This window comes from Polystyrenella longa, assembly GCF_007750395.1.
GTDB lineage: Bacteria > Planctomycetota > Planctomycetia > Planctomycetales > Planctomycetaceae > Polystyrenella > Polystyrenella longa.
Genome location: NZ_CP036281.1, coordinates 1,569,763 through 1,590,381 on the forward strand (window position 1 = coordinate 1,569,763; position 20,619 = coordinate 1,590,381).

Annotated in this window: 15 protein-coding genes; 11 read left to right on the forward strand and 4 right to left on the reverse strand. The window is 50.9% G+C overall.

All coding sequences use genetic code 11. The features are described 5' to 3' along the window. Nucleotides 1-85 precede the first annotated feature (85 nt). From Pla110_RS05860 to Pla110_RS05870, 3 genes are all read left to right on the forward strand, one after another. Nucleotides 86-2,398: a hypothetical protein gene (locus tag Pla110_RS05860; protein WP_144994165.1), complete on the forward strand. Its 2,313-nt coding sequence runs from the start codon at nucleotides 86-88 to the stop codon at nucleotides 2,396-2,398. Between the two features lie 88 nt (nucleotides 2,399-2,486). After that, nucleotides 2,487-3,518 (forward strand): hypothetical protein, encoded by a 1,032-nt coding sequence (locus Pla110_RS05865; RefSeq protein WP_197440535.1) that lies wholly within the window; start codon nucleotides 2,487-2,489, stop codon nucleotides 3,516-3,518. Between the two features lie 24 nt (nucleotides 3,519-3,542). Continuing rightward, nucleotides 3,543-4,826: a hypothetical protein gene (locus Pla110_RS05870; RefSeq protein ID WP_144994169.1), complete on the forward strand. Its 1,284-nt coding sequence runs from the start codon at nucleotides 3,543-3,545 to the stop codon at nucleotides 4,824-4,826. 7 nt (nucleotides 4,827-4,833) lie between these two features. Here Pla110_RS05870 and Pla110_RS05875 read toward each other — a convergent pair whose 3' ends face one another. Both Pla110_RS05875 and Pla110_RS05880 read right to left on the reverse strand, forming a co-directional pair. Continuing rightward, nucleotides 4,834-5,163: a TfoX/Sxy family protein gene (locus Pla110_RS05875; RefSeq protein WP_144994171.1), complete on the reverse strand. Its 330-nt coding sequence runs from the start codon at nucleotides 5,161-5,163 to the stop codon at nucleotides 4,834-4,836. 28 nt (nucleotides 5,164-5,191) lie between these two features. After that, nucleotides 5,192-6,016 carry a hypothetical protein gene (locus Pla110_RS05880; RefSeq protein ID WP_144994173.1) on the reverse strand — a complete coding sequence of 275 codons (825 nt, stop codon included), beginning with the start codon at nucleotides 6,014-6,016 and terminating at the stop codon, nucleotides 5,192-5,194. A gap of 237 nt (nucleotides 6,017-6,253) precedes the next feature. Here Pla110_RS05880 and Pla110_RS05885 point away from each other — a divergent pair, with 237 nt between their 5' ends. The 7 genes from Pla110_RS05885 (at nucleotide 6,254) to Pla110_RS05915 (ending at nucleotide 16,834) form a co-directional block, all read left to right on the forward strand. After that, on the forward strand, nucleotides 6,254-6,871 hold the full coding sequence (locus Pla110_RS05885) for a GntR family transcriptional regulator (RefSeq protein WP_144994175.1): 618 nt from the start codon (nucleotides 6,254-6,256) through the stop codon (nucleotides 6,869-6,871). A 96-nt stretch (nucleotides 6,872-6,967) separates the two neighbouring features. Then, on the forward strand, nucleotides 6,968-10,357 hold the full coding sequence (locus tag Pla110_RS05890; RefSeq protein WP_144994177.1) for a PSD1 and planctomycete cytochrome C domain-containing protein: 3,390 nt from the start codon (nucleotides 6,968-6,970) through the stop codon (nucleotides 10,355-10,357). Between the two features lie 125 nt (nucleotides 10,358-10,482). Continuing rightward, complete coding sequence (locus Pla110_RS05895; RefSeq protein ID WP_144994179.1) at nucleotides 10,483-11,895, forward strand: DUF1501 domain-containing protein; 1,413 nt, start codon at nucleotides 10,483-10,485, stop codon at nucleotides 11,893-11,895. 80 nt (nucleotides 11,896-11,975) lie between these two features. Further along, the gene (locus Pla110_RS05900) at nucleotides 11,976-13,094 is read left to right on the forward strand and encodes a mandelate racemase/muconate lactonizing enzyme family protein (protein ID WP_144994181.1); all 1,119 of its coding nucleotides are present in this window, start codon (nucleotides 11,976-11,978) and stop codon (nucleotides 13,092-13,094) included. Between the two features lie 53 nt (nucleotides 13,095-13,147). Then, a complete protein-coding gene (locus Pla110_RS05905) occupies nucleotides 13,148-14,179 on the forward strand; it encodes a succinylglutamate desuccinylase/aspartoacylase family protein (protein ID WP_144994183.1) in 1,032 nt (343 codons plus the stop codon). A 72-nt stretch (nucleotides 14,180-14,251) separates the two neighbouring features. After that, nucleotides 14,252-15,967 carry a sodium:solute symporter family transporter gene (locus tag Pla110_RS05910; RefSeq protein ID WP_144994185.1) on the forward strand — a complete coding sequence of 572 codons (1,716 nt, stop codon included), beginning with the start codon at nucleotides 14,252-14,254 and terminating at the stop codon, nucleotides 15,965-15,967. A gap of 42 nt (nucleotides 15,968-16,009) precedes the next feature. Further along, nucleotides 16,010-16,834, forward strand: coding sequence for an alpha/beta hydrolase family protein (locus Pla110_RS05915; RefSeq protein WP_144994187.1), 825 nt, complete (start codon nucleotides 16,010-16,012; stop codon nucleotides 16,832-16,834). A 157-nt stretch (nucleotides 16,835-16,991) separates the two neighbouring features. Here Pla110_RS05915 and Pla110_RS05920 read toward each other — a convergent pair whose 3' ends face one another. Then, nucleotides 16,992-17,660: a hypothetical protein gene (locus Pla110_RS05920; RefSeq protein ID WP_144994189.1), complete on the reverse strand. Its 669-nt coding sequence runs from the start codon at nucleotides 17,658-17,660 to the stop codon at nucleotides 16,992-16,994. A 174-nt stretch (nucleotides 17,661-17,834) separates the two neighbouring features. Continuing rightward, nucleotides 17,835-19,292: an indole-3-glycerol phosphate synthase TrpC gene (gene trpC / locus Pla110_RS22855; RefSeq protein WP_231742928.1), complete on the reverse strand. Its 1,458-nt coding sequence runs from the start codon at nucleotides 19,290-19,292 to the stop codon at nucleotides 17,835-17,837. A 456-nt stretch (nucleotides 19,293-19,748) separates the two neighbouring features. Here trpC and Pla110_RS05935 point away from each other — a divergent pair, with 456 nt between their 5' ends. Next, on the forward strand, nucleotides 19,749-20,609 hold the full coding sequence (locus Pla110_RS05935) for a CPBP family intramembrane glutamic endopeptidase (protein ID WP_144994191.1): 861 nt from the start codon (nucleotides 19,749-19,751) through the stop codon (nucleotides 20,607-20,609). The last annotated feature ends 10 nt before the right edge of the window (nucleotides 20,610-20,619 follow it).

The window sequence follows — 20,619 nt, forward strand, 5'->3', positions numbered from 1 at the left end:
TCTCAATAGTCACTCAAACTATCTGCAACGGAGTCGAATTCTTTTGTCTTCAACGGAAATCTCACCAGATTCAAATGCAGCGGACATGTCCTCTTCCTGGAGTGCTTCCCGAAAGATATGGGCAATCCTCGGTTTCATGTTCGCCGGTATCGTATTGCTGTTCCTGCTCACTTGGTTTGCCTCGCGTCCCCCCGTAGTCGCGATTCCGCAAGTGATGACACGCGACGCATCCGGAAAGTTTAACGCCGTCTACGATTACTCGTGGGGACTGGGCTATTTGTCGTCCCCTTCGCGGGGGAGTTACCAAACGGACATCGAAGTCTCGTCACTCCGTTACGGTGACTTTGCGAAGCTAAAAACGCTGCGTTTCAATAACTTGTCCATGCGCTTGCCTGGTGCGTCAGTTGTTGATACGCGATATTCTCCAGAGAACTTATTTCTTTCCGAGCGGCGAGTGGCGATTGTTCTGAATTCGGACGATATTCTGCTGCGTGCCTTCGCAACCAAGCTTGTAGGGCTATGCGAAGAAAAACAGCTTGGCGAAACCATTGAGATTTATCAAAGTGGCTCTGGCCGAGATTCATCTCAGCTACCAGCCGATCTCACGATAGAGCTAACTTCGCTGCCAAATCGATTCGATGTATCTGGTAATAGTGTTCCTTCGATTTACGTTCATCTGCATACCAATCCTGATACGCATCCTCTCAGTTGGGATTTCGGACACCTCCGTCGTGTTCGTCAACTCGATTTACGTTACGTGATTCAAGTCAACAAAGGCACTCTCTCATGGCGTTCTTCACGGGCGCGAATAGAATTGATTTCCGAAAAATTAGGAAAACAATTCGAAGATCTGTTTCAGGAATTGGGAGATCTCCAAAAGCTAAGGGACCAGGTCGATGAGCGACGGTCCGTATTTCAGCCGGACTATGTTCCTCCACCCGAGTTTGTTTTTTTACACCGTGATGAACTCGCAGAAGTGTCGCGATCACACGGGTATTTAAAACCGAACGAAACCGTTTGGCATCTGGACCTCACTCGGAAGGCAGCCGAAGAACTATCGCAGCAGATTCGGGTTGAACTTGCCGGGAAAGGATGGCAATCACTCCCTTCGAAAATGGGTCTTTTAATGACCAAAGGAAACGATCGATTGCTGTTTGCGGAATCTCACCCCGCCTTTAGCGGGCAATCAATGATCCAGCAGATTAAGGAGAGTTCTGAACATCTCCAAAGAATTTTGGCGCTCCCCCTGGAGCGCCAGTTCCAATACAGAGAAAGTAGCGTCAGGATTAAAGACACTTACAAAGTCACAGGTTATCGGTACCGAAAATGGTTTCATCTCGATGATATCTTTACCCAAACTTACGTGGCGGACCTGCTGGTTGGAAATCTTGCCCAACGTTCTGAGGGATCACTCAAGCTCCTCTATGGAGAACGTATAGTCTCAGCTCCTAACTCGAATGATACGGGCGGTGTTATTACTAGTAGTGCTTCTTCCAAGAATACGTCTGATGAATCTAAGTCAAAACGTCTCACTGAAGAAATTCAAGTGTTCGATGAATTACGACAACTCGATTCGATTCCATCATCTTCGAGGGAGGAGAGTACCGAGTATCGACTGCATTATTTGAATGTGTTGGAGCCAGAGGAACTTACGTTAATTGCGGAAGAACTATACGAGCAGAGCGCTTCTATTAATGAGCAGATGCTATTCGGCGAATATCTGCCTGAGGGAGCTATTCAGAAAATATTGGACGCACTCGAATCGGTATCCAGGCTATCTGACGAGCAAGAACTTCAGATCGCGAGTCTCTATCTTTGGAAGCCCACAGCAGACTTGGATAAGGCAAAGCATCTCGCCAGAAAATTGAAACTGAAGCAAGAGTTTCTAAAGCAGATAGAGAATGAACAGGAGATCGTGCGCGACATTGATGCATTGAATCTTCTGTTCTGGGGTCAGTCCAGCTATCACTCAGAATTTCTGTATGAAACGAAAAGTCTGGAGGAAATGAGCTCGCGCGTACTCACCCCTAAAGAGCTTCCCTTGGAACTGACCGTCTCGCAAGAGCATCGGATAACTCTGGTTTATTCTACTCCAACAGAAAATAGCAGCGAGCCCGGATTGTGCATAGACTCTGTGGAAATAAAAGCAGCACAAGAGGATTTTCTCTTTATTAAGAGCGAATCAATAGATCGAAGTGGCTCATTCAATACTCTTCATGGTCTCATCAGGGAAGGGGGCTCGGGAAGCGGTGGAGGGGAGCGGTTTATAATCGAAGTCACCAACATCGAGGACTCAGATCAAGTCAAAGTCGTGATCTCCCCCGCCACAATGCAGAACCCTCCCGTCGCAGACGATGTCACCTTGTATCTGTTCGAAGGCGAACTATCGAGTGAATAACTTTACGCATCATTCAGTAACTAAAGTGGGCGTAGGTAATCGGATAAGAATGACCTCTATTGCTACCGGGAAATAAAGAATGACAGATATGAACGCTCAATCAGAACCGGAGAGCATGGATAATCCTCGACGACCGGCATCGCTCAAACGGCGATTGTTCAAGGTGCTCATTTTTCTGGGGTTGCTTGCGGTTGTCGGGTTTGTCGCCAGTTGGTGGCTGGCAGTCCCTTACTACCTCGCCGGATCGCCCACACTCGAACGAGATTCAGAGGGAAAGTATGATATCCCCCTCGACGCATCCTCGGGCCGCGCCTGGTTGCCAGGGGTGGGCGGGCCACACCTGAAAATGAATGCCCAAATCTCAGGTGTGGAGGTGAGCGGAAATCTGCTCATGGCAAGGTTCGGGCATTGGCCTCATTTCTCGCGACTCGAATATGAGGGTATCTACACGATGCTGGACGACGTGGTCGTGATCTGCCATTCGGAGGACCCCCTGACTCGTTTTTTCGTATTGGAACTGGTGGAACTCATCGAGGCCGAAAATCTGGGGAAAACGTTGCGATGCTACTCAGCGGAGGAGGCTGCGGAATTGGACGGCCGTCTGCCAGATGCCGATCTTTACATCGAACTCTTTGGGGCAGACAAACTGGCTACAGTCGGTGATACCGCTCCTTCCAGTCAAGTTCTCATGCATGTGCATACCGATCCAGTTCCGCATCCTTTGAGTTGGGATTTCAAATATCCAATCAACTTGCGATCGTTTAATAGATTCCATCTGATCGAAGCAAACCTCGATCAATATGGTAACTATTCGACGAGGGCGAAGTTGGCCGTTTTCATCGGTGAAGTCATGGAGTATTACCAACCCAGCTTTGAGTTACTCAGTAATATCACTCCCGTAACTGTTCGCGTTGACCTTTCCCGGGATATTTACTTTCCTGCAAAACAACCTCTTCCGATATTCCAATTTCTAGTGGATCCCCGATTAAAAGAAGTCCAGTCCCGTCATGGATTCTTGACTCCCCAGGAAGCCGTCTGGCGCCTGTCACTTACGGAAGAGGAGAGCGATGAGTTTCAGAAAGATCTCCGCGACGAATTAGAGTCTGCGGGTTGGGAGTGAGAAGTCATTCCTGGTGGGCTTCTGATGAAGAGAGGAAATGATCGAATTCTATTCGGTGAGCATCAACGGGTTTTCAGTAAAGAGAAACTTATAGAACCTTATAAGTATGACGATGAAGGAGGAAGATCAGATGCGTATCTGGAGTATTCTCACCGTCGTGCACCGGAATGTGTTGAATTCGGAACAGAATTCAATCTTGATGCTCGCAAACTGTACATCTCCACGGACAATACACGCACCCATGACGACTTTGAAAACTCGACGTGCGATGTACGAACCGTGTTTTCCACCTTTGGCATGTCGAGTCATCAAGATCTGATGACGCGAGCAGATGAAATGCACTTAGAAAGTAAGCATTCTTTTTGGTTCAGTGGAAAGTCGTCTAGTTCGGGAGGAGGGATCAACGAGGAGGGGGATGAGCAGAAACTGAATATCGCACGCGAGCGACTTTACGGAGTTTTTCCCCAAAGGGAATCCGGTCGGAAGGAATATCATCTGACGTATCTCAATCTATTAGATACTAACGAGATGAGTGATGTCGTAGTGCAGCTACTGGAGGCAGAAGTCCCACTACACGAACTCTTTTTCCTTGCCGAACGTACCGACCGGGAAACGATGCAGCTCCTGATTGATCATCTCGAAAAGAAGCAGCAACTTTCAGATGAAGAAAAATACTGGTTGGCTGTCGCTTACTCATGGGGACCTGTACGAGATGTTGAGAAAGCGAGTCAGCTCGCGATTGAATCTTGGACACGAGACCACTATCAGTCTTCATTGTTGGATCACGGGCCCCAAGTCCACGAAGCAGCGAGATCGGTATTCTTAGATGTTTCACCGGACGATAGAGTCAGGCAAAAAAGAATGGTTTACGATCGGGCAATACTGAAAGAGATGGTGGAGCAGGAATGGGAATTAAAAGACTTTCCCATTACCTTTTCATCAATACCAGGGGAGCGGATCACGATCGTTTTTCCAATAGCAGACCGATGGGGGGAGAGTCTGGGGATGGAGTCTATGGAGATCGGGGATATCCCAGACCGAAACATGCGTATGGCCGCCGGTGAGGGTGCGAGGATCGGTGGTTATACTAAAGACGGCCAACATCAGAAACCAACTTTTGACGAAGAATACGCCTATTTCCGTTGGCGACAGACAAATAAACCGGGACAGGACCCCATTACCTGGACTATCGAGTTGCGTGATCGCAAAGACGACTCAGATATCGATTTCGATAATCCCCACCTTAAATTCTATCTCATTCGTGCGGATGTTCGTAAGGAGCATGCGGAGTTGGCAGAGCAACAGTGACTCTTCCTCACTTCGCCGGAAGCGTCTTTACAAACTCCCAGGCTCGGGATATCCAGTCCTGTAATTCGTCGTCTGTTTTCATTCCTGCGGGTTTCAGCATGGCCCAGCCAGTCATCGGCCGACCGGTAACGTCGAAGGGGCCGACGTGAGGTCGGAGCAGGGCGATTTCCGCTTCCTCCACACCGAGACGGAGAATCAGATTCTTCTTGAAGACTCCGCAGCAGATATTCCCGTGTAGTAGAAAGCATACGCTACCGAACATCTTCTTCTCTTCGATGTTCCGCTTCCCTCGTAGGACGATACGAATGCGGTCGGCCAATTGTTCGTCGTAGGGCATGGGAGGGCTGTTTCTCACGGTTAAGGATTTAAAACTCATCTTCGAAAATATTGCGTGGGTTATCGCTTGCTTCAAACTCGTCTTGCACTTCTACATCGAACACTTCTTGGTCGAAATGGTCCGAGAGGGCATCGGCGATTTGCTCATAGAGACGTTCGCCCACGGTGGAGGAATCTTCGCCTTCTTCCGCTTCATAAGATTCTCTCAACAGGATCAGGTGAAGAGGAATGCTGTCCGCCATCGTAACGGAGAGTTGGACGGTGGTGGTCTTGCCTTCAACTCGCCGAACTAGCTTCGTCAGATCTTCCACAAGAATCTGGTACCGGAACAGAACTCCTTCCACAATGACCCTTCCGTCTGTCCTGTCTAGGACGACTTGACCGTGATCTGCTCTTTTAATCCTATTCATAGAGAAGGTCAGTGCATTCTCAATATCGACGTGACGGATATGTATCCAACCGGGATGATCCTTTAATGCTCGATGACGCCCTCGAAGCAATACTGTTAAGCTGTTTTGTCTTATGTATTGACTGGCAACGAGAGAAGCGAACCCCGCCGCAAAAACAGTTCCGGAAAGATACCATGGGTTTCCGAATCCGAAGTCGAAAAAGAAGGACACGATGGCATAAGGTACGGAGATGACGACAGCTAACAGTCCCAGGACGGCAAGTAAAGTTGATAGAAGTTTGAGCCAGTTCATCAACCGCCGCGAGTTGCCAGTCGGCAGGCAATACGAAAAATCGGCGTCCCACGGATCACTGATTCTGGACTCATGCATCCGTCGGAGGGACGCCACCATCGCGTCATACCTGAAGTCATTTTCGAATTGAGTGAGTGGAGTTTTGGAGGCCATTACTCTTGTGCTTTTACGAGATGTTCAGGGCCCATTTATCCTACCCGGTTTTGTCCGAATGTACACAGGTTTTGTGATGGCTTTTTGGTCGTCGCTCCAGAGAATACCCCAATTTGCTCCTTGTGTGTGCTAGTGTAGATTGTTAACAATTTACGGGCGAGGTGTAATTCCTGGCTATCCCAGTCCCCGTTTTAGTGATGACTACCGACTCAAAAAATCTGTTAAGAAGCAATTGATATGGAACCACAACTCGTACGCGGGCTGGGCGAACAGATCGTCGAGCGACTGCGAGAAGACATTTACTCCGGGCGTATCGCCGAGGGAGAACGGTTGCGCGAGGTCGATCTTGCCGAACGGTTCTCCGTCAGTCGCGGCCCTATTCGCGATGCCTTGCGACAGTTGTCGTGGGAAGGGATTGTGCATACCGACCGTAACAGAGGGGCTCAAGTGGCGGCCTCGGCTCCGAATGAAATTCAGGAATTGATCATTCCGCTCCGCCGCACGATTGAAGGTTACGCGGTCCGACTCTTTCTGGACGATTTAACCGACGCCGACTTTGATCGCTGGGACAACATTCTGGAAGAGATGCGGAAAGCTTGTCGTGCTCGCGATTTCGCAACGGCTTCCGAACAGGATATCGCCTTTCATCGCTTTCTGGTGGAACGGTCTAATTCGCCCGACCTGTTGGCGACCTGGTCGGTGATCGTTTCCCGCGTTCGTGGGCACTTTCGTGAGTCGCATCTTCGGTATACCGATCCGATGGACATTTACCGCGAGCACACTCCTTTGATTAACGCATTCAAATCGGGGGACTCCCAATTGTCTATCCAGTTGCTCGAAGCCCATATTCGATAAATGGCAATCAATTAATTTCGATCTTTGAATTGATCAAACTGAATAAATCACTGCTGAACCATCGCCTCATAAAAAGAAGAGGCGGGAGAGAACAGAATGAAGTTCATTTCCATAATCAAACCGCTGCGACTGACGATGGCCACCCTGGTACTTCTGGGGATAGGGGCATTGATGACCAATGTTTGTGCGGAAGAAAACGAAACCGAGGCTCCCGTTCTATCGGCCAAGCAGATCGAGTTCTTTGAAACAAGTATTCGTCCCATCCTGCAAAATCGATGTGTCGAATGTCATGGACCGAAGAAAACCCACGGGGCTCTTCGTCTCGATGGACATGCGGCGATTCTGGAAGGGGGAGACAGTGGACCGGCACTCGTTCCCTTTAAGCCCGAAGAAAGCCTCCTGATAGATGCTGTACGTCGCGAGTCATACGAGATGCCACCTGACGAAGAACTTCCATCCGCAGAAGTCGAACTTCTGACCGAGTGGATTAAACAGGGAGCCTACTGGCCCGCGACGGACAACGATGCTAGTCATACCGGTCCTGATTTTAAATCACACTGGTCGTTCCAACCGATCACCGATCCCGCTGTGCCCGAAGTTCAGAACAGTGACTGGCCTCAGAACGATATCGACCGATTTATCCTATCCAGTCTTGAAGAACATGAGTTGGAGCCTTCCACGCCTGCGGATTTGTCGACGGTGCTTCGGCGTTTGAAATGGGATCTGGTGGGGTTGCCTTTAGAGTTTGCTGAAGTCGAACGCTTTCGCCAAATGGAAGAAAATGGCGATTCACGCAAGTCCATTATCAATCAGTATCGAGATGAGTTACTTGCATCGCCACATTACGGAGAACGCTGGGGGCGGCATTGGCTCGACCTGGCACGATATGCGGATACCAAAGGGTATGTCTTCTTCGAACGACCCACATTCCATAACGCGTTTACTTATCGTGATTATGTGATTCAGAGTTTCAATGAAGACAAACCTTACTGGCAGTTTGTGAAAGAACAGTTAGCGGCGGACCAGCTCGAAGACGCACCTTACGATGCGCAGGCGGCGCTCGGGTTTATCACCGTCGGCCCGCATTTCAAAAACGAAGTTCACGACATCATGGCCGACCGGATCGACGTGGTCACACGTGGATTCCTCGGGCTTACTGTGGGCTGTGCCCGTTGTCACGATCACAAATACGACCCAATTCCGATAGAAGACTACTATTCCTTCTATGGGATTTTCAGAAACTCGGTGGAACCACTGCATCTTCCGTTTCGTGCGGGAGAGCACATTCCGGAGAATCTGCAAGCTCAGGCAGACGAGATCAAACAGGCGGCGATCACGCTCGAAGAACATTACCTGACGCAATACCGCAAAGTCCTCGAAACGGGCCGCGAACGATTACGCGAGTACATGCAGGTCGCGCAATCACAACGCAGTGGTCCCGATACCACCAACTTCGATGTGATTGTCGATGGCGACGATCTCAGTCCGCAGTTACTGCTCATCTGGAAACAGTATCTGGAAGATACGGAGCAACAGCAGGATCCGGTATTTGTCCCCTGGCATCGTCTCGCCAGACTTACCACAGAAGAATTTCCGGAACAGGCATCGCATGTTCTGAACGAACTGGTTGAACAACAGAAGACGGAACCGGGCTCAACAAACCAACTGCTGTTGGATCGCCTGCAAGCGAGCCCGTTAACTGGCTTCGAAGCAGTCATTGATGTCTATATGCAAGTGCTGAATGAAGTCGGGGGGAAACCCGCTGAGCAACTGACGGCAGAAGAGCAAGCAGTGAATCAGATCATCGCCGGTGCGGATTCGCCCCTGCGGACCCCTTATCACGGGTTCAAGTTGCTGCGCCTCTTCCCGGATCGAAAATCGCAGGCAAAAGTCAACGAATTAAACAATGCGATGGATGCCGTGCGAGCGAAGGCTCCGACGGAGTTGGCCCAGATGCTCGTCGTGAACGACGCAGAACAAATCATCGAACCGCGCGTTCTCAAACGAGGCAACGCGGCCATGCCAGGGGATATCGTTACTCGCCAGTACCTCCGGTTCTTCGGCGATGTTTCGAATGCTCCTTTTAATTCGGGCAGTGGTCGTCGTGAACTGGCGGAAGCAATAGTCGCTACAAATAATCCACTAACTGCGCGTGTGATCGTGAACCGTGTCTGGCAACATCATTTCGGAGAAGGGCTCGTAAGGACTCCCAGCGACTTCGGTATGCAGAGTAGTCCGCCGACCCACCCCGAGTTGCTCGATCATCTTGCAACCTGGTTCGTGCGGGAAGGGGGATCGATCAAGAAATTGCACCGTTACATTCTTGCCTCCTCAACTTGGCAGCAGTCCTCCACAAGTCACGAAATGGGCGAACAGGTTGATCCCGAGAACAAACTGTTGTGGAGAATGAACCGCCGCCGGTTGGATTTTGAAACAATGCGAGATGCCTTACTGGCCGTTTCCGGTCGACTCGATCTGACGGTTGGTGGCCCTTCGGTTAACGGGATCATGGAAGAGAACAACAAACGCCGCACAATGTATACGCACATCAATCGGCAGGATCTCCCTTCAGTCATGCGGATGTTCGATTTTCCACCTCCCGATGTCAGCAGTGGCTCCCGGGATAAAACGACTGTTCCGGGACAGGCACTCTTCCTGATGAATCATCCCCTGGTGCTCGCCAGCGCAGCGGGATTGTCAAACATGGCTACCAGTTCAGAGAACATGGAGGCGGGCGTTCACACTCTGTTTGAGAATATCCTGCATCGGAAACCGACCGCAGACGAAATAACCGACATGCAGGCATTCCTGAATAGCGAACTCCAGGAGCATGAACAACCTCTTGAAATCGTGAAGTCACCCTGGCAATACGGTTACGGAGCCTATGACGAAGCGAACTCGCTTTTGACTTCGTTTACACCGTTACCGCATTGGACGGGAGATCAATTGCAGGGCGGCACTAATTTACCTGATAGTAAATTGGGGTGGGTTTACCTCAATTCTACCGGCGGGCATCCGGGGAACAACCTGCAACATGTCGCGGTCGTCCGCTGGACGGCACCGAAAGCGATGACCGTTTCGATCAATGGATTATTCAAACATACCCTCACGCCCGGCGATGGCGTGCGGGGACGTATCCATGTCGGCGGAAAGCAGATCGCAGGGCCGTGGGTGATTCATCAATCGGAAGTCCGAACAGATGTGGAGACCGTATCTCTGAAAGAGGGCGAATCGCTCGACTTCGTCGTTGATATCCTGAAGGAACTGAACAACGATATGTTCGAGTGGTCCCCCGTCATTACGGAGATACCCGCTCAGCTGGCGGCGGTGGAAGGGGCTCAACCGAATGTCACAGAGAAACCGACCCCGACGACTTGGAACTATACTGAAGAGTTCCACGATCCCAATGGTCCGACACGTATCTCCCCTTGGCAAAGCCTGGCACAGATACTGTTGTTGTCCAACGAGTTTCAGTTCGTCGATTAACTGAGACAGTGACTTAATTGAGACAGAGTACGTCAGAACTCAGAGACCTTCGTCTCAAGGTTTTGAAAAACCTTTGAACTTCATTCAATTTCGACCTGGGTTTATTCCAGAAAATGGTGAGATGGATGCATATCTTGAATGAGAATACCGACAACTGGAATCGTCGCGAAATGCTTACCCGCTGTGGGATGGGCATGGGGATGCTGGCATTGGCCGATCTTGCCCGTTCGGAAGCAGCCACAACCTCCAATACGGCAAGTCTCGCGACGGCACAGCACAAACCACATCATGAGGCGACCGCAAAGCAGGTCGTTCACCTCTTTATGAATGGTGGTCCGTCTCATGTCGATACATTTGATCCTAAGCCACTGCTGACGCGATTTCATGGCAAGCCTCTGCCGAACCCCGCCTTACCTACGGAGCGCAAAACGGGTGGAGCATTGGGTTCCCCTTTCAAATTCAAGAAGTATGGTCAATCCGGCACCGAGGTGAGCGAGCTGTTCTCTCAAACAGCAGAGCACGTCGATGACATGTGTGTCATCCGTTCAATGCACGCAGACATCCCCAACCATGAACCATCACTCATGTTGATGAACTGTGGGGACAATACACTGCCGCGGCCCAGTTTTGGTTCCTGGGTCAATTACGGGTTAGGTTCGCTAAACGAGAATCTGCCAGGCTTCGTGGTTCTTTGTCCGAATGGGTTTCCCGTCGTTGGTCCCAAGAACTGGCGTTCGGCATTTCTTCCGGGGGCGTATCAGGGAACCCATATTGATACGAAACAGACGCGGGTTTCATCACTGGTGGAGAATATCACCAATCCCCAGGAACCAGACCGACAGCGTAAACAGCTCGACTTATTACAGAGCATGAACTCCCGACATTTGGATAACCGCGGCCACGATCCGAACCTGGAAGCCCGGATTCAATCGTATGAACTTGCCTATCGTATGCAGTTCGAAGCGTCCGATGTTTTTGACCTGAGTAAAGAGCCGAAATACATTCACGACATGTACGGTGATGGCCTGCAGGGGCGCCAGTTAATGATCACCCGCCGATTGCTCGAACGGGGAGTTCGATTCATTCAAGCCTGGCACAGTGGTGGACAGGAATGGGACAATCACAGCGGGATTGAACCGGCACTCCGGCGTCTGTGTGGCATGTGGGATCAACCGATCGCCGCTTTCCTGACTGACTTGAAACAACGGGGTATGCTCGACTCGACTCTCGTGCTATGGGGAGGCGAATTCGGAAGAACTCCTGTCGCTGAGCTCCCTAATCTGGATGGTCGCGATCACAATCATTACGGTTTCTCCACATGGCTTGCTGGGGGAGGAGTGAAAGGGGGCCACGTCCACGGGGCGACCGACGAAACCGGATTCGCCGCGCAGGATAATAAAGTCCACGTTCACGACCTTCACGCCACCATGCTTCATCTGCTTGGTCTCGATCACGAACGGTTAACTTACCGTTACGCAGGCCGCGATTTCCGTCTGACCGATGTTCATGGTCGTGTGGTCAAAGAGATTCTCGCCTGATCTAAAATTGGTCGACAATATTTGTCTAAATCAGTTATCCATTTAACCCTTCCAGTCTTATCCACGCTTCAGGTTCATTCATGAAAATCGAACAAGTTGTCTGTCAGATTCTCCGCTCCAAGTCCGTGACTAATAAAACAGCCAGTTGTCAGGATTCCGTTCTCGTTCGTGTTCGTACCGACACCGGATTAGAAGGGATCGGAGAAGCTGATTCCTCTCCCGAAGTCGTCAAAGCGATTATCGATGCCCCTTATTCCCACAACGTCGCTTGTGGGCTGCGGGAACTCCTCATCGGCGAGAATCCACTGGAGACCGAACGGCTCTGGCAGAAGATGCATCGCCACACGCTCTACTTTGGCCGGACCTCCGTGACGATCACGGCAATGAGTGCGATCGATATGGCTCTGTGGGACTTGAAAGGAAAACATTACGGCGAACCGATTCACCGCTTGCTGGGTGGAAAGCATCACGACAATTTCCGTGCCTACGCCTCGATTCTGTTTGGTAAAGATGGCCAGGAAACACGTGAAATCGGTCAACGCTGGGTTGATAAAGGGTACACGGCAGTCAAATTCGGTTGGGAACCAATGGGGCAATCGGAGCAACTCGACATTGAACTGGTTGCAGGGGCTCGCGAAGGTATGGGCGATGCGACGTTGTTGATCGACGCCGGTTGCGTATGGGACGCACGAACCGCGTTACGCCGGGCGAACGCCTTCGCTGATTACAATATCGAATGGCTCGAAGAACCACTGCATCCGCACGACGTTGAAGGATACAAATGGCTGCGAGATCGTTCACCGGTCCCGATTGCGGCGGGTGAAGAAGAGTGTGGTCGTGAGTCATTCCGACCCTTGATCGACAACCGGGCCTTGGATGTTTATCAAGTCGATCTTGCTCGTAACGGATTCACTGATGCGTCTTACATCAAACAGCGTGTGCAGGAAATTGGTGCCCGTGTTTGCAATCATTGTTATACCAGTCCGCTGACCGTAGCCGCCAGTTTGCACTGGTTAAGTACGTGTAAGGATGCGTTCATCTTCGAGGACTGCGTGGAAGACGAACCGATTCGTAACGAATTGACCCTCGAAAAAGTTCAGGCAGAGGATGGCTGGATTACCGTTCCCGATCGTCCCGGTCTGGGAGTAACTCTCAACGAAGACTTCGTTGCTGACCTGATCGTGGCAGAATCGAAATAACTCGGTACCTCCGCCTACTTCCCCTCCAACTTTCTTCCATCGAAAATATGAACATGAGCAAATCGCCTATCCGGTCCAGTATTGATTATGAACAACAGGGCAAACAGTGGGGTACGTTATCCGTTCCCTATTCCTATAATTTAAGCGGTTGGTCACAACTGCAAATCCCGATCGCGCAGATCGCCAACGGAGAAGGGCCGACAGTTCTGTTGATGGCAGGGAACCACGGGGATGAATACCCGGGACAAATTGCCATCATGCGATTGATGCGGGAGTTAAATGTGGAACAAATCAACGGTCGCGTGATCATGATCCCCATTCTGAACGTACCCGCATCGAAAGCCTCCACACGACTTTCCCCCGTAGATGGGAAAAACCTGAACCGCTGCTTTCCTGGAGACCCGGTTGGAACGCTCACCGAGGTCATCGCCCATTACCTGACAACAGAACTTTTCCCGCAAGCCGATGTTGTCATCGACTTACACACTGGCGGGCGGGGTGTTTACTTCTATCCCTGTGCCCATATGCATCTGGTCGATGATCTTGAACAACGTCAGAAGATGGCTCGAGGAGCGATGGCCTACAATACTGACTTCGCCTTTCTTTATGCCGATATCGCCGGTACAGGGCTGTTACCGGTCGAAGCCGAAAGTCAGGGCAAGGTCGTTATCACGACGGAGCTGGGGGGAGGCGAAGTGACTTCACAACCGTTGCATCAACTCTCTCAATCTGGCTTGCGAAACGTGCTCGTCCATCTCGGACTGGTTGAAGGGGAAGTGCAGACCCGAGAAAGCCTGGGCCTCGCCCCGACTCGCTGGATCGAAGCTCTGGATGCAAAGGATTATCTGTTCTCTCCCGAGTCGGGCCTTTATGAGAGCCTGGTCGATGTTGGACAGGATGTTGCCGCGGGCCAGCCGCTTGGTGCACTTCATTTCCCGGAACGTCCCGATCGCGAACCGACTATCATCGAAGCGCATTCGGACGGTATTCTGATTGCTCATCGCGGTCCGACTGTGACTAATCAGGGGGATATCCTGGTCTGCCTCGCACACAATGTATCTCCTGATGTCTTGAAAACCTTCTGATCGAACTTCCGCCGACGCTCGTTGGCATTCATTCCCTCTGCTCTCACCGTTCCTCTTACGGAAGACCAATAAATGACCCTCTGGGACTGGTTGATCGTCCTCGTGTTGAATGGTGCGATCATTGGATATGGATTTTACCTGTCACGAAAAACCACTTCGGGAAGTGAATGGTTCCTCGCGGGACGTTCGCTACCCTGGTGGGGGCTCGGGCTGTCTATCGTCGCGACGGCGATTGATAACGCGGACCTCGTGTCCGTCACCGGGCATGTGTATAACAATGGGATTCACATTCTCACGGTATTCACGATTGCCACAGCGCTGGGTTGCTGTCTTTCCGCGTTTCTCATCGTTCCCTGGATGTACAAACTGGGATGTTACACCAATGCGGAGTTTCTCGAATATCGCTTTGGGAAATCCCTGCGCCTGTTTAGCGCGTTGATTCAAATTCAATACCGCACGGCGATTCTCGGCCTCATGGTCTGGTCCTTCTACCTCATGCTTATAGGCATGGTGGGTCTGGAACCAACAATGGCTTGGGCACTGATTGTGCTACTCGTGCTGCTGACGGCCGCGTATACTGTTTGGGGAGGTCTGGCGTCTGTTGTCTGGACCGACGCCCTCCAGAGTCTGATCATCTTTGCTGGCAGTGTTTGTATTTTCGTTTCTGTCTGGAACGCCGTGGGAGGATGGGACGGATTACGGGAGAAGCTGGCAACCCTACCTGATCCGCAATGGGTTCAGGAAAAAGGGTGGGTTGGATCTAAAGAAGACGCCCCTCCAGAGGGAGCGGAATCGCAACAACTCGAAAACTGGATCCACATGGGGGAATTTGTCGACCCCGCTGACAATACTCATCCTTTCGGAATCATGCTGGGCTGGACGATCATCGGTGTCGGATATTACACCGTGAATCACACTCAAACGATGCGGTTAATGGGAGCCCGATCACTCTGGGACATGAAAATGGCCTCCATCTTCGGCGCGGCTCTCGGCATTCCACTCATGCTGACTGTGATGCTACTTGGTCTATTCGGGAGAGTTTTGTATCCCGATTTCACCGCGGGTGACATGAAGGCCGACGCTCTCTTTCCGATACTGGCAAACGACTTCCTGACGATGGGGTTAAAAGGGCTGGTGATGGCGGGGATTGTTTCCGCGACCGTCAGTACTTTCGATTCCATGGGATCAGCGCTATCGGCTCTATTCACCCGAGACATTTATGCTCGCTGGCTCAGACCCGGCCAATCGGAAGCTCATTACTTGAAGGCGGGACGAATCGCCACCATCGGCGTGTTGATGCTCGGGTTTCTGTACATTCCTTATATTATCTCCTACCGGAATATGATCGACGCCACACAGGCCCTGGTCTCCGTGTTTGTAACACCTCTGTTTGCGATCTACCTGATGGGAACGTTAACCTCAGTACCGAAGCAGGGCGGGTTGGTAGGATTGATTGTGGGCGGAACCTTTGGAATGTGCTGTTTCCTGCAACGTCAGGATTGGTTGGAGTCTCTCATCGGTACAGAGTTACCAGAGATTATGGTGAATCGCTGGTACGTTTATGTCTGGTCGATGGGTCTCACCGCAGGCAGCATGTCGCTCACCTACCTTTTCTGGAAACCGCAACCCGTGTCCGAACTTATCAATGACACAGTACTCCATTCTGAACTTCCCCCCGTTCTGGAGCATCCCTTTTCCAAACCGGTGCCTGTCTGGTTGCAACCCCGCTGGTATGCATTAGTACTGATCCTCTTTAATGTCTGGTTTACCTTCTACTTCTTCTGGTAAGAACGACTTCTATTAACTGGCAGACTCCAGGAGAGATATTGAATGAACCGTCGACTTTTCGTTTGGCTTACGTTCGTCAGCTTAACGTGCTGTCCCTTTGCCGCAGCCCAGGAACAATTGAAACCGCTGGATATCAGTTTCACCGCGAAGCATGATGGTAGCGAGCAGCAATACATATTATTGTTCCCGCCTGAGTTCGATAAAGCTGCTTCGCATTCGTTGATGATTGCCCTGCACGGCCATGGATCGGATCGCTGGCAGTTCATTCAAAGTCCACGCGGGGAGTGCGCCGCTGCGCGAGATGTGGCGGCCAAGTACGGGATGATCTTTCTCGCCCCCGATTACCGAGCGAAGACTTCCTGGATGGGGCCGACTGCAGAAGCGGATGTGCTTCAGATTCTGGAAGAGGTCAAAGCCGAATATAAAATTGATAAGACTCTCATCATGGGCGGATCGATGGGAGGAAGCTCGGCTTTAACTTTCACAGCCCTTCATCCCGAACGGATTGACGGGGTGGTCGCCCTCAACGGAACAGCCAATCATCTGGAATACGAACAATTTCAGGAGTTTATTGCGGCTTCGTACGGGGGCACGAAAAAGGAAATACCGGAAGAGTACAAACGGCGCAGTGCCGAATACTGGCCGGAGCGGTTCACCATGCCCATCGCGATGACCACAGGCGGTCAGGACACGCTCGTTCCTCCAGAGAGTTGCCAACGGTTGGCGTCGATTCTGAAGAAGCTGCACCCCCACACGCTCTTGATTCATCGTCCTGAAGTGGGCCATTCCACTAATTACAAAAACTCGGTGGCGGCTCTGGAGTTTGTCTGCAGTAAGTTATTCTCTTCGGAGAAGCAGGCCGATTAACAGTAAGGAATGAGAGAACGAAAAAAGCCAGACACCGTTATCGATGTCTGGCTTTAATTTTTGATCATCACTTTTTAGATGATGTTCGCCTCAACTATGGAATGTTGTACTTTAAAACCGCCACAGTGATCTTCGCCACAGTAATCTTGAACAAGATTTAGTTCTGGCGAGTCTGCTGGAACTTGGAATCGTTGACGGCACTTTTGACGTCCCGACGCTGTGGTGAGGCAGCGTTGCTGCGAGCAGCCTCTGTAGAAGCGGCTTCATTGGATGGGCCACTGTTGGATTTCCAGTTCGCTACGTTCCAGGCGGGGTAAGTCTGGGCGACGCTGTATCCCAGGTCTTCCAGAATTGTTCGCAATTCGCGAGCAGTCATGTTTTCGTTGGCAACAACTCGTTGCATTACGAAACGACGGTTGCTGGCAATGTAGGCGAAGAATTTTCCGTTACCCAGACGATCATTCTCAGACAGAAGTCGGAGTAAGGAAAGTCGGGGAACATCGCCTGGTGATTTGGGAAGCTCGTCCAACCAGGCCATTACCCAGATCGATTTACCGTTCTGGCTGATTACGGCAGACATGGAAAGTTCCCACTCTTCTTCCTTGTGCATCGCTTTGAACTGGAAGTCATAGCGGGACTCTTCCTGTACCGTTTTCAGTCCCAATCCACCCAGCATGTTTCCAAGGTCTTCGTTCGTCAGTTGACGAGCTGGGACAGCGGAGGAATCCGCCGCCTCGGCAGAGCTGGTCATACCGACTCCCACTGCCAATACTAGCAGCATTCCACAACAGGTGATTCCTGCAGTACGCGTCCACACGTTACTCATCAGACACTCCTTTGTCTTTGACTCTGTTTGTCTTTGTCTCGAAGTTTGACTGTTCAGGCAGGCGTTGGATTTGCAGTTATCCTGCTCTGGTGACTCAATGTTCTGGGGGGGATGATTGTAACTTTTGCAAAGACCCCGTTGGGTTCCGTCCCACATTTCGTCAGGACAGTTCCCTCACACCAGCAGCTCCTTGAGGCAAATTTGCGACCAGGTCTCGAAATCATCAAGTTCCTGCCGTAATTCGTCCGGTGTGGCAAACCCTGTCTCTTGTATCGACTCTTCCCGTGGGTGAACTTTTGCCGATTCTAACTCAAATACGTGGACAACACCCAAATGGACCCGACCCACTTCGGTTTCGTCGTCATTAATCATTCCGACGCATTCTTCTGTATAGGCAGACGCGAGATCAACTTCTTCCTCAATCTCCCGACGCATTCCTTCGCGATAGACCGATTCCGCATGGGAATCAATCGAAGAAATGTGGCCGCCGATGCCGATCGAGCGTTTTTTCTTCAACCGGCTTTCACCTGAGGTACCACCTCGGCGATAGTAAAAAATCTTGCCTTCGTGGCGGAAAATGCAATAAGGAATTAACTGCTTGTAGCTGGGATCCTCTTCCATCTCGTTGCGGGGGAGGTAGCTCGTATGCATCGGATCCAGCAAGGTTTTCAAGTACCGATCCATGTCATCGGAAAATCCCTGGAAATGTCCCAGTTCGTGGAAAAGTAAGGTGGGAACGACGAGGACATGTTCAACATCCTGATGGGTCTCGGTCACGAGAGGCTCCTGAAGTGGTGAGAGGAGAATATGTGAAGTAAATAGAATAGAAGACTTAAGTGATATTGGGGATTTGGTTCCCAGAAGTTGCTGAACAGCGACACCGATATCCGGTTGACGCATCAGCGATTCGCCGACCAGCATCGCCTGTACGTTTGCTTCCACCAATCGCTGAACATCGGAATGGGTTTTGATACCGCTCTCGCTGACGAATACAACATCGGTGGGAACCTGTTTTCGCAGGCGGAACGAATGTTCCAAATCAGTTTTGAATGTCTTTAAGTTACGATTGTTCACACCGACCAGCTTCGGATTCAAACTGAGTACCCGATCCAGGTTTTCCGGTTCGTACAATTCGATAAGGGGTTCCATGCCAAGTTCCACCGAATAACCGTACAAGTCAGCCAGTTGTTCCTGCGGAAGACATTCGGCGATCAGCAGGATCGAGTCGGCTCCCGCGGCGCGGGCTTCAATTATCTGATACCGATCCAGAATAAATTCTTTTCGCAGCACTGGGATCTGCACGGCCTGCCGGACCGCTTTGAGGAAATCGAGATGCCCCTGAAAGTATTGTTCATCAGTTAAGACACTGAGGCAGTTGGCTCCGTTCGATTCGTATGTTTGTGCAATCTGAACTGGGTCGAAGTCGGCTCGTATTAAACCAGCGGAGGGCGAGGCCTTTTTCACTTCGGCGATCAACCCGACATTCGAGGCATTCCGAAGAGCCTGCACGAAGTCGCGCACTGGCGGAGCACTGTTCAGTTGCTCGCGCAGACTTTCTTCTGAGGTCTGCTGGCGTGCGCGGTCAATTTCTCCTCGTTTCGTCTGCATAATTTTTTCAAGTACATTGGACACGCGTGCTCGACCTCATTCCTGGCTTATCGATGTGGATATTCAAGCAGGGCAGGAAGAAAGAACCCGCCTCTGGGATGTTGCTTCTGTCGAAGAATACAGGGATTATTCGGCATCATACCCGTTTTCAAACAAGATCGAAACCAATCCGTTCCGGTCGATTCTCACAGGGGACGGAATGACGTTGGAACCAGTTTAGAATCCATCCTGAAACCTGGTTACGACTATTGTTTTACCTGCAGAGTATGCGTAAGTTTGATCTCTCAGAGGGTTTCAGGAGAACTTCTGGAAAAGCCCTGTCGGTCATGGCCTGACGACATACATATTCTGTAAACTGCGTTCTCGATAAAGAACAAAGATTTCCTTACTGAGTCGCTGCTGCCGCTTGAGTGATTTTCTCTGCCGGATCAGTTTTCTCTTTGCTGCTCACTTTTCCCAAGTTGTATACCGGTTTCGATTATGTTTGCTGTGACTGAAGAAGCACAACCCATGGAAATTCTGGCGACGCTGCTGATGGGCGCAGTCATGTTTCTGGGGTTCTGGGCGTGGTACCGGTTATCTCAGGATCGCTTGTTGCAATATAAGTTGATTGCATCGCTACAAAAACCGAAAGTTCTCGATCAACCGATGACGGGACAAATCGCGTTCTTCTGTTTTCTTGCCTGGCTTGGCGTCTTGCTAGTTTCCCGGGCGTATGTGGGCGAATTACTGGATGCACTTCATCTGCCACAAAGTTCAATGCCTGCCGAGTGGCAATTACCATACCTGGTAATTGTAACGGGTTGTCAGTTTTACGCGATGTTGACGGTTCTCGTTTTCGCCCACGTGCGGGGACATGTCCGATTGGCGGATTGTGGTTTCCGGGCGGATGATCTCGCGGATCAAATCAAGGCGGGCGCCTATTGCTTCCTTCTGGCGATGCCACTCATCTTGATAACCATTCTGATTACCTATTCATTTCGAAACGAAGAGAATGCTCATGACTTGATCAAGATGATGAAAGAGCAGGGGACTCTGCCTAATATTCTGATGATCGGTTTCTCGGCAATCTTCCTGGCTTCCATCACAGAGGAGATGCTGTTTCGCGTTTGTGTTCAGGGTGCGTTTCAGCAATTTCGGCCTGTCCTGGCGATCGTCTTCACGGCTCTGTTTTTCGCTCTCGTCCACGGCTTTCCAGATTCGTTGCCACTCATACCGCTCGCGCTCATCCTGGGCATGCTTTATTATTATAAAGTGAGCTTCCTCGCTTGCGTCGCCATGCACTCCATTTTCAACGCCTATAACTTTGGGCTGACGTTGCTCGTCACAGTTGGGCAGTAAACAAACTGCC

Bases quoted from the DNA above. Each gene is read 5' to 3' on its own strand.
- Pla110_RS05860 (WP_144994165.1), top strand. From the start codon at position 86: ATGTCCTCTTCCTGGAGTGCTTCCCGAAAGATATGGGCAATCCTCGGT.
- Pla110_RS05865 (WP_197440535.1), top strand. From the start codon at position 2,487: ATGAACGCTCAATCAGAACCGGAGAGCATGGATAATCCTCGACGACCG.
- Pla110_RS05870 (WP_144994169.1), top strand. From the start codon at position 3,543: ATGAAGAGAGGAAATGATCGAATTCTATTCGGTGAGCATCAACGGGTT.
- Pla110_RS05875 (WP_144994171.1), bottom strand. From the start codon at position 5,163: ATGCCCTACGACGAACAATTGGCCGACCGCATTCGTATCGTCCTACGA.
- Pla110_RS05880 (WP_144994173.1), bottom strand. From the start codon at position 6,016: ATGGCCTCCAAAACTCCACTCACTCAATTCGAAAATGACTTCAGGTAT.
- Pla110_RS05885 (WP_144994175.1), top strand. From the start codon at position 6,254: ATGGAACCACAACTCGTACGCGGGCTGGGCGAACAGATCGTCGAGCGA.
- Pla110_RS05890 (WP_144994177.1), top strand. From the start codon at position 6,968: ATGAAGTTCATTTCCATAATCAAACCGCTGCGACTGACGATGGCCACC.
- Pla110_RS05895 (WP_144994179.1), top strand. From the start codon at position 10,483: ATGCATATCTTGAATGAGAATACCGACAACTGGAATCGTCGCGAAATG.
- Pla110_RS05900 (WP_144994181.1), top strand. From the start codon at position 11,976: ATGAAAATCGAACAAGTTGTCTGTCAGATTCTCCGCTCCAAGTCCGTG.
- Pla110_RS05905 (WP_144994183.1), top strand. From the start codon at position 13,148: ATGAGCAAATCGCCTATCCGGTCCAGTATTGATTATGAACAACAGGGC.
- Pla110_RS05910 (WP_144994185.1), top strand. From the start codon at position 14,252: ATGACCCTCTGGGACTGGTTGATCGTCCTCGTGTTGAATGGTGCGATC.
- Pla110_RS05915 (WP_144994187.1), top strand. From the start codon at position 16,010: ATGAACCGTCGACTTTTCGTTTGGCTTACGTTCGTCAGCTTAACGTGC.
- Pla110_RS05920 (WP_144994189.1), bottom strand. From the start codon at position 17,660: ATGAGTAACGTGTGGACGCGTACTGCAGGAATCACCTGTTGTGGAATG.
- Pla110_RS05935 (WP_144994191.1), top strand. From the start codon at position 19,749: ATGTTTGCTGTGACTGAAGAAGCACAACCCATGGAAATTCTGGCGACG.